The following is a 14,502-nucleotide window of genomic DNA, read 5'->3' on the forward strand; positions in this document are numbered from 1 at the left end:
CCGGCAATCATTCTCCCCCGCTCCCGTTCTCTTTCCGCCACAGCTTATGCTGCACTTCTTCTTAAAAACCGCCGTTGGCACGATGATTGCAAAATATTTCCGTGTAAACGTGTGGCACTCCCGTATCAAGTCGTTACGAAAAGATTCACGCCCCGTCATGGCGCATTTATTGCCCCTTTGCGGAGCATTGCTAAAAAACCGCACCTGATTGGTGCGGGGTACATCGCAAAAAAGAAACTTTTTCGTTTCACGCCATTAACATTCAGCTATGTTATTGGGGAATGGCACCCGCTTTAATTTTGAATAAAACAGATAAATAGCAGGATATACACACATCACATCACGTCGGCGTCGCTTTATTTCGCGCCACTACTGCAAAGGAGTTGGAACATGAAATTACGGAAACTGGGGCTTTGCCTTGCACTGGCAGGATTCGCCTCTGGTATCGCCCAGGCCGAGGACGCGGCACCACAGCAGCAGGCGTCTACCCTGGAAAAAATTGCCAAAAACGGCGTGATTGTCGTTGGCCACCGTGAATCCTCCGTCCCGTTCTCCTATTACGACAATCAGCAGAAAGTTGTGGGCTACTCCCAGGATTACTCCAACGCGATTGTTGACGCGATCAAGAAAAAACTGAATAAACCGGATCTGCAGGTAAAAATGCTGCCAATCACCTCTCAGAATCGTATCCCGCTGTTGCAGAACGGCACCTACGACTTTGAGTGTGGCTCTACCACCAACAATCTGGAGCGCCAGAAACAGGCCAGCTTCTCCAACAGCATCTTCGTGGTCGGTACGCGCCTGCTGGTGAAGAAAGGCGGTGCCATTAAAGACTTCGGCGACCTGAAAGGTAAAAGCGTGGTAGTGACCTCAGGCACAACCTCTGAAATTCTGCTGAACAAGCTGAACGATGAGAAAAAAATGGGCATGCGCATCATCAGTGCGAAAGACCATGGAGATTCATTCCGTACGCTGGAAAGCGGCCGCGCTGTGGCCTTTATGATGGATGATGCTCTGCTGGCCGGTGAACGTGCTAAAGCCAAGAAACCTGCAAACTGGGAAATTCTCGGCACGCCACAATCCCATGAAGCCTACGGCTGTATGTTGCGTAAAGGCGATGGTGAATTCAAAAAACTGATGGATGACACCATTGCGCAAGCGCAGACGACCGGCGAAGCGGCTAAATGGTTCGACAAATGGTTTAAACAGCCCATTCCACCAAAAAATATGACCATGGACTTCGATCTCTCTGACGATATGAAAGCCCTGTTCAAATCGCCGAACGACAAGGCAATGAATTAATAACGAGAAACAGGGGCGGCCTGTGCTGCCCCATGATTGCTGAACACAGGCTCGGACAGACACAGTCAGGTGGACAGCGCTTAAGCGCTGACGCCTGACGAAGGTGTAAACCGGTCGTTCCCCGGGGAGCACAACAGAGCCTTTCATCAATCTTCAGGGTAGCAATCGCTACCCTTTTTTTACCGGAGTGTTTTATGTCTATTGATTGGAACTGGGGAATATTCCTGCAGGAGGCCCCGTTCGGTAATACAACCTATCTCGGTTGGCTGTGGTCCGGCTTTCAGGTCACCATTGCCGTCTCCGTTTGTGCCTGGATTATCGCCCTCTTTGTCGGTTCCCTGTTTGGTATTTTGCGTACCGTTCCCAACCGTCTGCTTGCCGGTCTGGGGACCTGTTACGTTGAACTGTTCCGTAACGTACCGCTGATCGTGCAATTCTTTATCTGGTATCTGGTGGTGCCAGAATTGTTGCCGGAAGGACTTGGCATGTGGTTCAAATCGGAAATCGACCCCAATATCCAGTTCTTCACCTGCTCGGTTCTGTGCCTGGGTCTGTTTACCGCTGCCCGCGTATGCGAACAGGTTCGTGCCGCCATTCAGTCCCTGCCAAGTGGTCAGAAAAATGCCGGCCTGGCGATGGGGCTGACACTGCCACAAACCTATCGTTATGTGTTACTGCCGAATGCCTACCGGGTCATTGTGCCACCGATGACTTCGGAAATGCTTAACCTGGTGAAAAACTCCGCCATCGCTTCCACAATAGGTCTGGTGGATATGGCAGCTCAGGCAGGCAAACTGCTCGACTATTCTGCACACGCTTATGAATCGTTTACGGCCATTACTCTGGCCTATATCGCCATCAATGCGGTGATTATGCTGCTGATGGGGCTGGTAGAACGTAAAGTCCGACTGCCGGGGGGCAAATAATGTACGAATTTGACTGGAGTACTATCGTCCCCAACCTCCCCTACCTGTGGGCGGGTATGGTCGTTACGCTAAAAATTACCGTTACCGCAGTAATCTTCGGCATTATCTGGGGCACGTTGCTGGCGGTCATGCGCCTCTCCTCCTTCAAACCCATCAGCTGGTTTGCCAAAATTTATGTCAACCTGTTCCGCTCGGTACCTCTGGTTATGGTGCTGCTGTGGTTCTATCTGGTGGTGCCGAGTTTCCTGCAGCAGGTGCTGGGCCTGTCGCCCAAAACGGACATTCGCCTGATTTCTGCGATGGTCGCTTTTTCCCTGTTTGAGGCCGCCTATTATTCAGAAATCATCCGCGCGGGAATATTAAGTATCGCCCGTGGCCAGGGCAGCGCCGCACTGGCACTGGGGATGACCCAGTGGCAGTCGATGCGCCTGATCATCCTGCCGCAGGCATTTCGTGCCATGGTCCCGCTGCTGCTGACCCAGGGCATCGTCCTGTTCCAGGATACTTCTCTGGTGTATGTCCTGAGCCTGGCGGACTTTTTCCGTACGGCAGATACCATTGGCGTCAATAACGGTACTGAGATTGAAATGGTGCTGTTCGCCGGTGCAATTTACTTCGTTATCAGCCTTAGCGCTTCGCTGTTGGTCAGCTATTTAAAGAAAAAAAGGACTGCTTAAATGATTACCCTGAAAAATGTTTCTAAGTGGTATGGTCACTTTCAGGTGCTGACCGACTGCTCAACCGAAGTCAAAAAAGGGGAAGTGGTGGTGGTGTGCGGCCCTTCAGGTTCCGGGAAGTCGACGCTGATAAAAACGGTAAATGGCCTTGAGCCTATCCAGAAAGGGCAGATTGAGGTGAACGGCACGCCGGTTAATGACAGGAAGACCAACCTCGCCCAGCTTCGTTCTAAAGTCGGCATGGTGTTCCAGCATTTCGAGTTGTTCCCACATCTGTCCATTGTTGAAAACCTCACGCTGGCACAGGTTAAAGTGCTGAAGCGTGACAAAGAGGAAGCGCGGCAAAAAGGCCTGAAGCTGCTGGAACGCGTTGGACTGAGTGCTCATGCCAATAAGTTCCCGGGCCAGCTCTCCGGAGGCCAGCAGCAGCGTGTGGCCATTGCCCGTGCGCTGTGTATGGATCCTATTGCCATGCTGTTCGATGAGCCAACATCCGCGCTGGATCCGGAGATGATCAACGAGGTACTGGACGTGATGGTTGAGCTGGCGAATGAAGGGATGACCATGATGGTGGTAACACACGAAATGGGCTTTGCGCGTAAGGTCGCCAACCGGGTGATCTTTATGGATGAAGGGAAGATTGTTGAGGACTCACCGAAAGACGAGTTCTTTAATAATCCACAGTCCGAACGTGCCAAAGACTTCCTCGCCAAAATCCTGCATTAACACTGACTGCGCGGGCGGGCCAATACAGTAGGCCCGCCCCAGCAGAAACAGAATGTGTTGTTATCACCGGGGCGGAAACAGAAAATCTGCTTTTATATCGACGCACACATCAAGGCTCAAATGGCTGGCGAACAAACTGATCGTGGTTGCATTCCGGACAGCGAGTCAGGACTTCTGGCGTGTAGATCGCCCGGGTAAACTGACAGCTCTCACACACCAGATTCCCCAGCCCCACCACTTCGCCACTTTGATAAACACCGTGATGATTCAGATCCTGGAAAACTTCACGCCACTCCAGCTGACTTTTGTCGGTGATATCGGCCAGCTCTTTCCAGATACTCTGGCGGATCACCCGCATAAACACGCTATCGCTGAGTTCTTCCTGATTTTCCGCATAGCTGCGCGCAAATTCCTCTAGGTCACGTCGTACGGCACGGCTGACATCATCAATTTCGCTTCGGGTTAATTCACCGCGATTATTCATCCTCTGACGGGCACTCTCCACCAGGGCATCAATATCCCGCTCCCCGCGTTCAATGCGTTGGGTCAGGGAAGACACCAGCTCACGATAATACTGAGCAACCTTGTTCATAGACTCTCCTTATTGATAACGAACGCGTTTCTTCTCATTCTAGTTGTAACTGAAAAACTTCCGTGTTTTCACACTAAAAATTGCCGCCTCGATTACAGCTTACAGAGAAATGCCCTCCGGCAGGACGCTTACTGTTGTTGCGCCGGGTGCGGATCAGCTATGCTATGCGGATCTGAACGAACACGAAAAAAATTTATAGAAAGGACCACTGGCTACTATGCAAGAGCAATATCGCCCGGAAGAGATAGAATCCCACGTCCAGCAGCAATGGGATGATAAGCAAACGTTCAAAGTGACCGAAGAAGAAGGTAAAGAGAAGTATTACTGCCTCTCCATGCTGCCCTACCCTTCCGGACGCCTGCACATGGGCCACGTGCGCAACTATACTATTGGCGATGTCATCTCCCGCTACCAGCGTATGCTGGGTAAAAACGTATTACAGCCAATCGGCTGGGATGCCTTCGGCCTGCCGGCGGAAGGGGCGGCGGTGAAAAACAACACGGCTCCGGCTCCCTGGACTTATTCCAACATCGACTACATGAAGAACCAGCTCAAACTGCTGGGCTTTGGTTATGACTGGAACCGTGAACTGGCGACCTGCCAGCCAGAATACTATCGCTGGGAGCAGTGGTTCTTCACCAAACTCTATGAAAAAGGTCTGGTCTACAAAAAGACCTCTGCGGTGAACTGGTGTCCGCACGATTTGACGGTGCTGGCGAACGAGCAGGTGATCGATGGCTGCTGCTGGCGCTGTGACACGAAAGTTGAACGCAAAGAAATCCCACAGTGGTTCGTCAAAATTACCGACTATGCCGATGAACTGCTGAATGACCTCGACACGCTGGAAAGCTGGCCTGAGCAGGTGAAAACCATGCAGCGCAACTGGATTGGCCGCTCTGAAGGGGTGGAGATCGAGTTTGACGTGAACAACAGTCAGGAAAAGCTGCGTGTTTATACCACGCGTCCTGACACTTTTATGGGCGTGACCTACCTGGCGGTAGCGGCGGGACACCCGCTGGCAGCCCAGGCCGCCGCCACTCATCCAGCCCTGGCCGACTTTATCGCCGAATGCCGTAATACCAAAGTGGCTGAAGCCGAAATGGCCACGATGGAGAAAAAAGGCATGGCCACCGGCCTGTTTGCGAAACACCCGCTGACCGGTGAAGACGTCCCGGTTTGGGTCGCCAACTTTGTGCTGATGGAATACGGCACCGGTGCCGTTATGGCTGTTCCTGGACATGACCAGCGTGACTGGGAATTTGCGACCAAATACGGTCTGCAGATCAAACCCGTGATCCTTGCCGCTGACGGCAGCGCACCGGATCTGAGCGAAGCGGCAATGACCGAAAAAGGCACACTGTTTAATTCCGGCGAGTTTGACGGTCTGTCCTATGAAGACGGTTTCAATGCGATTGCCACTAAGCTGGCTGATATCGGCGTGGGTGAGCGCAAAGTTAACTATCGTCTGCGCGACTGGGGTGTTTCACGCCAGCGCTACTGGGGCGCACCGATACCGATGGTAACGCTGGAAGATGGTACTGTGATGCCGACGCCAGAAGATCAGTTGCCGGTGATCCTGCCGGAGGACGTGGTCATGGATGGCATTACCAGCCCAATTAAAGCCGACCCTGAATGGGCCAAAACCATCGTTAACGGTCAGCCTGCCCTGCGTGAAACCGACACCTTTGATACCTTTATGGAATCCTCATGGTATTACGCACGTTATACCTGCCCGGACTATGATAAAGGGATGCTCGACCCGGCAGCGGCGAACTACTGGCTGCCTGTGGATCAGTATGTTGGTGGCATCGAACACGCCATTATGCACCTGCTCTACTTCCGCTTCTTCCACAAATTACTGCGCGACGCAGGCCTGGTGAATTCAGATGAGCCTGCGAAGCGTCTGCTGTGCCAGGGGATGGTGCTGGCTGACGCCTTCTATTATCTGGGTGCCAGCGGCGAGCGTAACTGGGTCTCTCCGGTTGATGTTACCGTGGAGCGTGATGAAAAAGGCCGTATTGTTAAAGCCAGTGACGCTGCCGGACACGACCTGGTGTATGCCGGGATGAGCAAAATGTCGAAGTCGAAAAACAACGGCATCGACCCGCAGATTATGGTTGAACGTTACGGTGCCGATACCGTGCGTCTGTTTATGATGTTTGCATCGCCGGCTGAAATGACGCTTGAGTGGCAAGAGTCCGGCGTTGAAGGGGCAAACCGCTTCCTGAAACGCGTCTGGAAACTGGCCTTCGAACACACGCAGAAAGGCCCGACTGTCGCCCTCGACCTTGATACGCTGACAGAAGATCAGAAAAACCTGCGTCGCGATCTGCACAAAACGATTAGCAAAGTGTCCGATGATATCGGCCGCCGTCAGACCTTCAACACCGCGATCGCGGCGATTATGGAACTGATGAACAAGCTGGCTCGTGCTCCGCAGGAGAGCGAACAGGATCGTGCGTTGATGCAGGAAGCGCTGCTGGCTGTGGTGCGTATGCTGAACCCGTTCACCCCTCATGCCTGCTTCGTGCTGTGGCAGTCTCTGGGTGGAACAGGCGATGTCGATAACGCCCCCTGGCCACAGGCGGATGACGCCGCGATGGTGGAAGATTCATTGCTGGTCGTGGTACAGGTTAACGGTAAAGTGCGCGGTAAAATCACCGTGGCGGCTGACGCTAACCAGGAACAGGTGCAGGCTCGTGCTGCGCAGGAGCATCTGGTGGCCAAATATCTTGATGGGGTCACCATTCGTAAAGTGATTTACGTACCGGGCAAGCTGCTTAACCTGGTCGTCGGTTGATGTCAGGAGGAATTGTGCGACATCCGATAGTCTCTGTATTTCTTACCCTCGCGGTGTTAATCACCGCAGGTTGTGGTTATCACCTGCGCGGCACCACCTCGGTGCCGCCGGAAATGAAAACGCTGATCCTGGACACCTCTGATCCGTATGGCCCGCTCACGCGTACCGTTCGTGAACAGCTGCGTCTGAACAACGTGACCATTGTCGATCAGCCAGGAGATCGTAAGGATATCCCCTCCCTGCGTCTGATGGGCGTGACTCAGGGCCGTGACACTGCGTCGATATTCCAGGACGGTAAAACGGCGGAATATTCAATGATGATGACCGTAAATGCGCAGGTACTGGTGCCTAATAAAGGGATCTACCCAATCAGCGCGACAGTCTACCGTTCATTCTTCGATAATCCGCTGGCAGCCCTGGCGAAAGATTCTGAGCAGCAGATCATCATTAATGAGATGCGTACTCAGGCCGTGCAGCAGCTGGTGCGTAAATTACTCACCGTACACGCCGCAGAGGATGATCCATCCATCAATACGCTCGACAGCACGCCGTCCGCGGTTGACCGTATGCCCGCTGACACGAGCAGCATGTCGGACAGCTCTTACACGCGATGATCAGGATTTACCCTGAGCAACTCAGCGCGCAACTCCGTGAGGGGCTGCGCGCCTGTTATTTGTTGAGCGGTAATGAACCGCTGTTGCTGCAGGAAGCACAGGATGCCATCCGTGCCGCCGCACAGCATCAGGGTTTTACCGAGCACTTTAGCGTGACACTGGAAGCGGGCACTGACTGGCAGGATATCTTTGCCATCTGTCAGGCCCTGAGCCTGTTTGCCAGCCGACAGACGCTACAGCTGACCCTGCCGGACAACGGGCCCAGTGCCGTAATGAGCGAACAGCTACTGACGCTCTCGACGCTGCTCCACAGCGATATTTTGCTGATCCTTCGTGTTGTGAAACTGACCAAAGCGCAGGAAAACAGTGCCTGGTACAAAGCGTTAAGCGCCCAGGGTGCGACAGTGCCCTGTCAGACCCCGGAGCAGGCGCAGTTGCCCCGCTGGGTTTCTGCACGGGCGAAAAAATACCAGTTAACGCTGGATGATGCCGCGAACCAGCTGCTTTGCTACTGCTATGAAGGTAACCTGCTGGCTCTGTCCCAGGCGCTGGAAAGGCTGTCGCTGCTGTGGCCTGATGGTAAACTGACACTGCCACGTGTTGAACAGGCAGTGAACGATGCAGCACACTTTACGCCTTACCACTGGGTTGATGCCCTGCTGGCCGGGAAGAGTAAACGTGCGCTGCATATTCTGCGCCAGATGCATTCAGAAGATAGCGAACCGGTGATCCTGATGCGTACATTGCAGCGTGACCTTCTGCTGCTGGTGACGCTACAGCGTCAAATGGCACAAACGCCCCTGCGTACGCTGTTTGATCAGCACCGTGTATGGCAAAACCGCCGCACGTTGTTCAGTGACGCCTTACAGCGTCTGAGCGCAGCACAGATCACGCAGGCGGTGCGGCTACTGATGCAGATTGAGCTGACGCTGAAGCAGGATTACGGACAGTCCGTCTGGTCTGAACTGGAAACCCTTGCGCTGGTTTTGTGTCATCCGTCATTTCCGGCGAGCTTTTGTGATGTCTGACCTTCCTGCGCTCCATGCGCTGTTTGGCGGCACCTTTGATCCGATTCATTATGGCCATCTTCGGCCGGTTGAAGCCCTGGCGCAGGTGGCCGGTCTGGCGAAGGTCACACTGTTGCCTAATAATGTGCCTCCCCACCGTCCACAGCCAGAAGCCACCCCGGCACAGCGTGTCGCGATGGTGAAACTGGCCATCGCCGGTAACCCGTTGTTTGACCTTGACCTGCGGGAAATGCAGCGTGACACCCCGTCGTACACGATTGAGACGCTGGCTGCCCTGCGTGCTGAACGCGGAAGCACCCAGCCGCTGGCGTTTATCATCGGTCAGGATTCCCTGCTAACGTTACATAAGTGGCACCGCTGGCAGGATCTGCTGTCACTGTGCCACCTGCTGGTCTGTCAGCGCCCCGGTTATCGCAGTGAGATGGAAACACCGGCGCTGCAGAAATGGCTGGACAGCCACCGTACTCCGCACGCGCAAGCACTGCAGCAGTCTCCGGCCGGGAACATCTTCCTGGCAGAAACACCGCTGATGAATATTTCTGCGACCGAAATCCGCGCTCGTCGTCATCAGGGCCTCTCTGACGCGGACTTACTGCCTCCGGCCGTTAGCGATTTTATCGATCGCGAGGGTTTATATCGAAAGCGACAACAGCGTGATATACTGCGCCGCTAATTTTTACGGGTTTCAGGCCCGAAAATACACACTGTTACGGTTGTCGACACCGCTTTACGGGTAAACATGCGATAACTTCAGACTTAAATCCCAAGGGGGAACCTTTTGCAAGGTCAAGCACTCCAAGACTTCGTCATTGATAAATGTGACGATTTAAAAGCTCAGGACATCATCGCTATCGACGTCCAGGGCAAATCCAGCATCACCAGTTGCATGGTTATCTGCACCGGTACCTCAACGCGTCATCTGGTTTCCATCGCAGAACACGTGGTGCAGGAAGCCAAGCTGATCGGCCTGGATGCATTCCGCGTTAACAGCCGTGCCCCAAGCGATTGGGTGGTCGTTGACCTCGGTGAAGTGATCGTCCATGTCATGGAAGCAGAGAGTCGTAAGCTGTACGAACTGGAAAAGCTCTGGAGTTAAGCCGTGAAGCTTCAACTGGTCGCCGTCGGCACGAAAATGCCTGACTGGGTACAAACAGGATTTATGGAGTATCTGCGTCGGTTTCCGAAAGATATGCCATTTGAACTGGTTGAAGTCCCCGCCGGAAAACGCGGTAAGAATGCGGATATCAAACGCATTCTGGAAAAAGAAGGCGAAATGATGCTGGCAGCCGCAGGTAAAGGTAATCGCATCGTTACGCTGGATATTCCGGGCCAGCCGTGGGAAACCCCGCAGCTAGCCAGTCAACTGGAACGCTGGAAGCAGGATGGCCGGGATGTCAGCCTGTTTATTGGCGGTCCGGAAGGCCTGTCACCCGCCTGCAAGGCCGCGGCGGAACAAAGCTGGTCACTCTCAGCGCTGACCCTGCCCCATCCGCTGGTACGCGTTTTGGTTGCAGAGAGTTTGTATCGTGCATGGAGCATTACTGCGAATCATCCTTATCATCGCGAATAACAGATAAGGTTAACCGGACAGACAAAGCAGCGGATGAAATTACAACGTAACTCCTTTCGTGACTACACCGCCGAGCAGACGCTATTTGTTCGCCGGGCTCTGATTGCATTTTTTGGCATTATTGTGCTCTCCGGCGTACTGGTAGCAAATCTTTACCACCTGCAAATTATTCGCTTTGACGACTACAGAACCCGTTCCAACGAAAACCGTATCAAACTGGTTCCCGTCGCGCCCAGCCGCGGCATTATCTACGATCGTAACGGCATTCCGCTGGCGCTTAACCGCACCATTTATCAGCTTGAACTGATGCCAGAGAAAGTCGATAACCTGCAGCAAACCCTGCAGGAGCTGAAGCCGATTGTCGATCTGACCGACGAAGATATTGACGCATTTCAAAAAGAGCGTAAACGCTCGCGCCGCTTTACCTCGATTGCCGTGAAAACCAGCCTGAACGACGTTCAGGTGGCGCGTTTCGCCGTCAATCAATACCGTTTTCCCGGCGTTGAAGTCAAAGGCTATCAGCGCCGTTACTACCCTTATGGATCTGCGCTCACCCATGTGCTGGGCTATGTTTCCAAGATTAACGACCGCGATGTCGAACGCCTGGACAAAGAAGGCAAATGGCCAAATTACGCCGCAACCCATGACATCGGCAAGCTGGGCATCGAGCGCTATTACGAAGATGTACTGCACGGCAAAACCGGCTATGAAGAGGTGGAAGTCAACAACCGCGGCCGCGTGATCCGCCAACTGCATGAGCAGTCGCCCCAGGCCGGTCGGGATATTTATCTGACTATCGACCTGAAGCTGCAACAATACATTGAAACCCTGCTGGCTGGCAGCCGTGCAGCGGTCGTGGTAACCGACCCGCGAAATGGCGAAATCCTGTCGATGGTTTCGATGCCCAGCTATGACCCCAATCTGTTTGTCGATGGTATCTCAAGCAAGGACTACAACGGCCTGCTACACGATGAAAACCGTCCGCTGATTAACCGCGCCACTCAGGGGGCCTACCCTCCGGCCTCAACGGTTAAGCCTTACATTGCGGTATCGGCGCTGACCGCAGGGGTCATCACCCGCAACACCTCGCTGTTCGACCCAGGCTGGTGGCAGCTTCCCGGTTCAGAAAAACGGTTCCGCGACTGGAAACGCTGGGGACATGGCCGGCTGAATGTCACCAAGTCTCTTGAAGAGTCTGCGGATACCTTTTTCTATCAGGTCGCCTATGATATGGGCATCGACCGCCTGAGCGAATGGATGACCAAATTTGGTTACGGTCATCTGACGGGAATCGATCTGATCGAAGAGACGCCGGGTAATATGCCGACCCGCGAGTGGAAAATGAAGCGTTTTAAAAAGCCCTGGTATCAGGGTGACACCATTCCAGTTGGGATCGGCCAGGGTTACTGGACAGCGACTCCGGTTCAGATGAACAAAGCCCTGATGATCCTGATTAATGACGGCGTGATAAAGACCCCGCACCTGATGATGGATACCATGCAGGGAGGGGTGAAAGTGCCGTGGCGTCAGCCACAAAGTGCCCCTATCGCTGATATTCATACCGGTTACTGGGAAATTGCCAAAGATGGGATGTATGGCGTGGCTAACCGTCCGAACGGTACAGCACGTAAAAGTTTTCAAGATGCACCTTATAAAATTGCCGCCAAGTCCGGTACGGCACAGGTGTTCGGCTTGAAAGCGAACGAAACTTATAACGCCCATAAACTGACTGAACGTCTGCGTGACCATAAGCTGATGACGGCCTTTGCCCCTTATGATCATCCGCGCGTGGCCGTCAGTATCATTCTTGAAAATGGCGGCGCAGGGCCGGCAGTCGGCACCATCATGCGCCAGATCCTCGACCATATTATTCTTGGCGATAACAATACTAACCTGCCTGACGCTGCCCCCACGCCGCCAGGCTACGAAGGTGAATAACCGGTTATGAATGACAGCCATCAGAAAAAGACAATCTGGACCCGTATCCATATTGATCCCCTGTTTTGTCTGATCATCACCGCGCTGTTAGTTTACAGCGCGCTGGTGATGTGGAGCGCCAGCGGCCAGGATCCGGGCATGATGGAGCGCAAGCTGGGACAGATTGCCATGGGGGTGATCGTCATGCTGGTGATGGCGCAGATCCCACCGCGCGTCTATGAAGGCTGGGCACCCTATCTGTACATTATTTGTGTGATCTTACTGATTGCCGTCGATGCCTTTGGCCACATCAGTAAAGGGGCACAGCGCTGGCTGGATCTGGGCGTCGTCCGTTTTCAGCCGTCCGAGATTGCCAAAATTGCCGTACCGCTGATGGTCGCGCGGTTTATCAACCGCGATGTCTGTCCGCCAACATTGAAAAATACCGGTATCGCTCTGGTACTGATTTTTATGCCGACCCTGCTGGTGGCCGCGCAGCCCGATCTCGGAACCTCTATTCTGATTGCCGCCTCAGGGCTGTTTGTCCTGTTCCTGTCCGGCATGAGCTGGAAGCTGATCGCCGTCGCCGTGCTGCTGGTGGCTGCTTTTATTCCGATCCTGTGGTTCTTCCTGATGCATGACTATCAGCGTGACCGCGTGATGATGCTGCTCGATCCGGAAAGCGACCCACTTGGCGCTGGCTATCACATTATCCAGTCGAAGATTGCCATCGGCTCCGGAGGGTTGCGCGGTAAGGGCTGGCTGCACGGAACGCAGTCACAACTCGAGTTCCTGCCCGAGCGTCACACTGACTTTATTTTTGCCGTCCTGGCGGAAGAATTAGGATTAGTCGGCGTGCTGGTTCTGCTGATACTCTACGTGCTTCTGATTATGCGCGGCCTGACGATGGCCGCCCGCGCGCAGACAACCTTTGGTCGCGTGATGGCCGGTGGCATGATGCTGATCTTCTTTGTTTATGTCTTCGTAAACATCGGTATGGTCAGCGGCATTTTGCCGGTGGTTGGGGTACCGTTACCGCTGGTCAGTTACGGGGGTTCCGCGCTGATCGTTCTGATGGCCGGGTTCGGGATCATTATGTCGATTCACACCCATCGAAAACTGTTGTCGAAGAGCGTTTAAGAGGCACACACATGCGTAAGGATTGGCTTTGGATTGCCCTGGCGTCAGCAATGCTGGCTGCCTGTACTACTGACAGCGACCAGCAGGCGCCTGTCACCCAGCAGCAGGCGGTGTATAACGGCCCGGTTGTCGAAATCGGCGGTGCCGAGCCGCGCTATGAACCCATTAATCCGGGCACAAGCCAGGATTATTCGGTTAACGGCAAAAATTATAAAATCGTTAAAGATCCGTCAAACTTCAGCCAGGTTGGCCTCGCTGCCTGGTACGGTGAAGAAGCGAACGGCAACCGCACTGCTACCGGTGAAACCTTCGATCCGAACGCCATGACTGCTGCGCATCCGACGCTGCCGCTGCCAAGCTATGTCCGCGTCACCAATATCGCCAATGGCCGAATGATCGTCGTGCGTGTTAACGATCGCGGCCCCTATACCCCGGGACGGATTATCGATCTGTCACGCGCTGCAGGCGATCGTCTGAATATCTCTAACAACAGTAAAGTGCGCGTGGATTACATTAATGTGGCGCCGGACGGCACACTGTCGGGCCCGGGTACCATTGGCACCACGGTCGCGAAGCAGAGCTACGCCCTGCCTGCACGCCCGGAAATCGGCGGCGGCATGACGGTGATGGGCGGCGGCGCAGCGGCGGCGCCATCGCCAGCGCCGTCCATGTCATCACAACCGGTACAGTATTCCAGCCCCCAGCCACAGGAAACCGACCAGCAAGCGTCGCGTCCGGTGGATAACAGCACGCTAACCGGTGGGGACAGTGCAACCGGTGCCCCGGTGCGCAGCAGTGGTTTCCTGGGCGCAGCACAGCCCTTACCGGGGGGTGTACTGGAGAGCAGTGAGCCGGTTTCAGCCGCGCCCGCCGCCGCCAGTGCCGCAGCGGTTTCCACCCCTGCCGCTGCCGCTGCATCACAACCTGCAGCCAGCAGTACCGGCGGCAACTATGTCGTGCAGGTTGGTGCCCTGAAAGATGGCCCACGTGCGCAAGCGCTGGCCACCAGCCTGGGTAAACAGTTTGGCGTACCTGGCTCTGTTGAAAGCAGCGGTAACGTCTACCGCGTTCAGCTTGGCCGCTTCACCTCCCGCCAGCAGGCCGCCGCATTACAGCAGCGCCTGGCTAGCGAGGCGCAGCAACAATCGTTTATTACCGTCGCACCTGGCTCAATGTAATCCTCTGCAGGCCCGCCTGATTTAGGCGGGTC

Annotated in this window: 14 protein-coding genes; 13 read left to right on the plus strand and 1 reads right to left on the minus strand. The window is 54.4% G+C overall.

Features of this window, described 5'->3' with window-relative positions:
* The first annotated feature begins 390 nt into the window (after positions 1-390).
* The 4 genes from K6L24_RS15395 (at position 391) to K6L24_RS15410 (ending at position 3,631) form a co-directional block, all read left to right on the plus strand.
* On the plus strand, positions 391-1,302 hold the full coding sequence (locus tag K6L24_RS15395; protein WP_062745350.1) for an amino acid ABC transporter substrate-binding protein: 912 nt from the start codon (positions 391-393) through the stop codon (positions 1,300-1,302).
* A gap of 194 nt (positions 1,303-1,496) precedes the next feature.
* Positions 1,497-2,228, plus strand: coding sequence for an amino acid ABC transporter permease (locus K6L24_RS15400; protein ID WP_062745348.1), 732 nt, complete (start codon positions 1,497-1,499; stop codon positions 2,226-2,228).
* Positions 2,228-2,905, plus strand: a complete 678-nt coding sequence (gene gltK / locus K6L24_RS15405; RefSeq protein WP_062745345.1) for a glutamate/aspartate ABC transporter permease GltK — start codon at positions 2,228-2,230, stop codon at positions 2,903-2,905. The genes K6L24_RS15400 and gltK overlap by 1 nt, the downstream gene beginning before the upstream one ends.
* Complete coding sequence (locus tag K6L24_RS15410) at positions 2,906-3,631, plus strand: amino acid ABC transporter ATP-binding protein (RefSeq protein WP_222681622.1); 726 nt, start codon at positions 2,906-2,908, stop codon at positions 3,629-3,631.
* 109 nt (positions 3,632-3,740) lie between these two features.
* On the opposite strand, the gene K6L24_RS15415 is transcribed toward K6L24_RS15410, so the two are convergent.
* Entirely contained in the window at positions 3,741-4,223 is a 483-nt protein-coding gene (locus tag K6L24_RS15415) for a zinc ribbon-containing protein (RefSeq protein WP_062745340.1), read from the minus strand.
* 217 nt (positions 4,224-4,440) lie between these two features.
* Here K6L24_RS15415 and leuS point away from each other — a divergent pair, with 217 nt between their 5' ends.
* From leuS to rlpA, 9 genes are all read left to right on the plus strand, one after another.
* Positions 4,441-7,023, plus strand: coding sequence for a leucine--tRNA ligase (leuS, locus tag K6L24_RS15420; protein ID WP_137268655.1), 2,583 nt, complete (start codon positions 4,441-4,443; stop codon positions 7,021-7,023).
* A 14-nt stretch (positions 7,024-7,037) separates the two neighbouring features.
* On the plus strand, positions 7,038-7,637 hold the full coding sequence (gene lptE / locus K6L24_RS15425) for an LPS assembly lipoprotein LptE (RefSeq protein ID WP_062745336.1): 600 nt from the start codon (positions 7,038-7,040) through the stop codon (positions 7,635-7,637).
* Positions 7,634-8,665 (plus strand): DNA polymerase III subunit delta, encoded by a 1,032-nt coding sequence (gene holA / locus K6L24_RS15430; RefSeq protein ID WP_191927237.1) that lies wholly within the window; start codon positions 7,634-7,636, stop codon positions 8,663-8,665. Before lptE ends, holA begins: the two co-directional genes overlap by 4 nt.
* Entirely contained in the window at positions 8,658-9,338 is a 681-nt protein-coding gene (gene nadD / locus K6L24_RS15435) for a nicotinate-nucleotide adenylyltransferase (RefSeq protein WP_062745331.1), read from the plus strand. The genes holA and nadD overlap by 8 nt, the downstream gene beginning before the upstream one ends.
* Before the next feature lie 105 nt (positions 9,339-9,443).
* Positions 9,444-9,761, plus strand: a complete 318-nt coding sequence (rsfS, locus tag K6L24_RS15440; protein ID WP_062745328.1) for a ribosome silencing factor — start codon at positions 9,444-9,446, stop codon at positions 9,759-9,761.
* 3 nt (positions 9,762-9,764) lie between these two features.
* A complete protein-coding gene (gene rlmH / locus K6L24_RS15445) occupies positions 9,765-10,235 on the plus strand; it encodes a 23S rRNA (pseudouridine(1915)-N(3))-methyltransferase RlmH (RefSeq protein ID WP_062745326.1) in 471 nt (156 codons plus the stop codon).
* A gap of 33 nt (positions 10,236-10,268) precedes the next feature.
* Positions 10,269-12,173, plus strand: a complete 1,905-nt coding sequence (mrdA, locus tag K6L24_RS15450) for a peptidoglycan DD-transpeptidase MrdA (protein WP_062745324.1) — start codon at positions 10,269-10,271, stop codon at positions 12,171-12,173.
* 6 nt (positions 12,174-12,179) lie between these two features.
* On the plus strand, positions 12,180-13,292 hold the full coding sequence (gene mrdB, locus K6L24_RS15455; RefSeq protein ID WP_062745322.1) for a peptidoglycan glycosyltransferase MrdB: 1,113 nt from the start codon (positions 12,180-12,182) through the stop codon (positions 13,290-13,292).
* An 11-nt stretch (positions 13,293-13,303) separates the two neighbouring features.
* Positions 13,304-14,470, plus strand: coding sequence for an endolytic peptidoglycan transglycosylase RlpA (rlpA, locus tag K6L24_RS15460; protein ID WP_222681623.1), 1,167 nt, complete (start codon positions 13,304-13,306; stop codon positions 14,468-14,470).
* Positions 14,471-14,502: the final 32 nt, after the last annotated feature.

The organism is Erwinia persicina, assembly GCF_019844095.1.
GTDB lineage: Bacteria > Pseudomonadota > Gammaproteobacteria > Enterobacterales > Enterobacteriaceae > Erwinia > Erwinia persicina.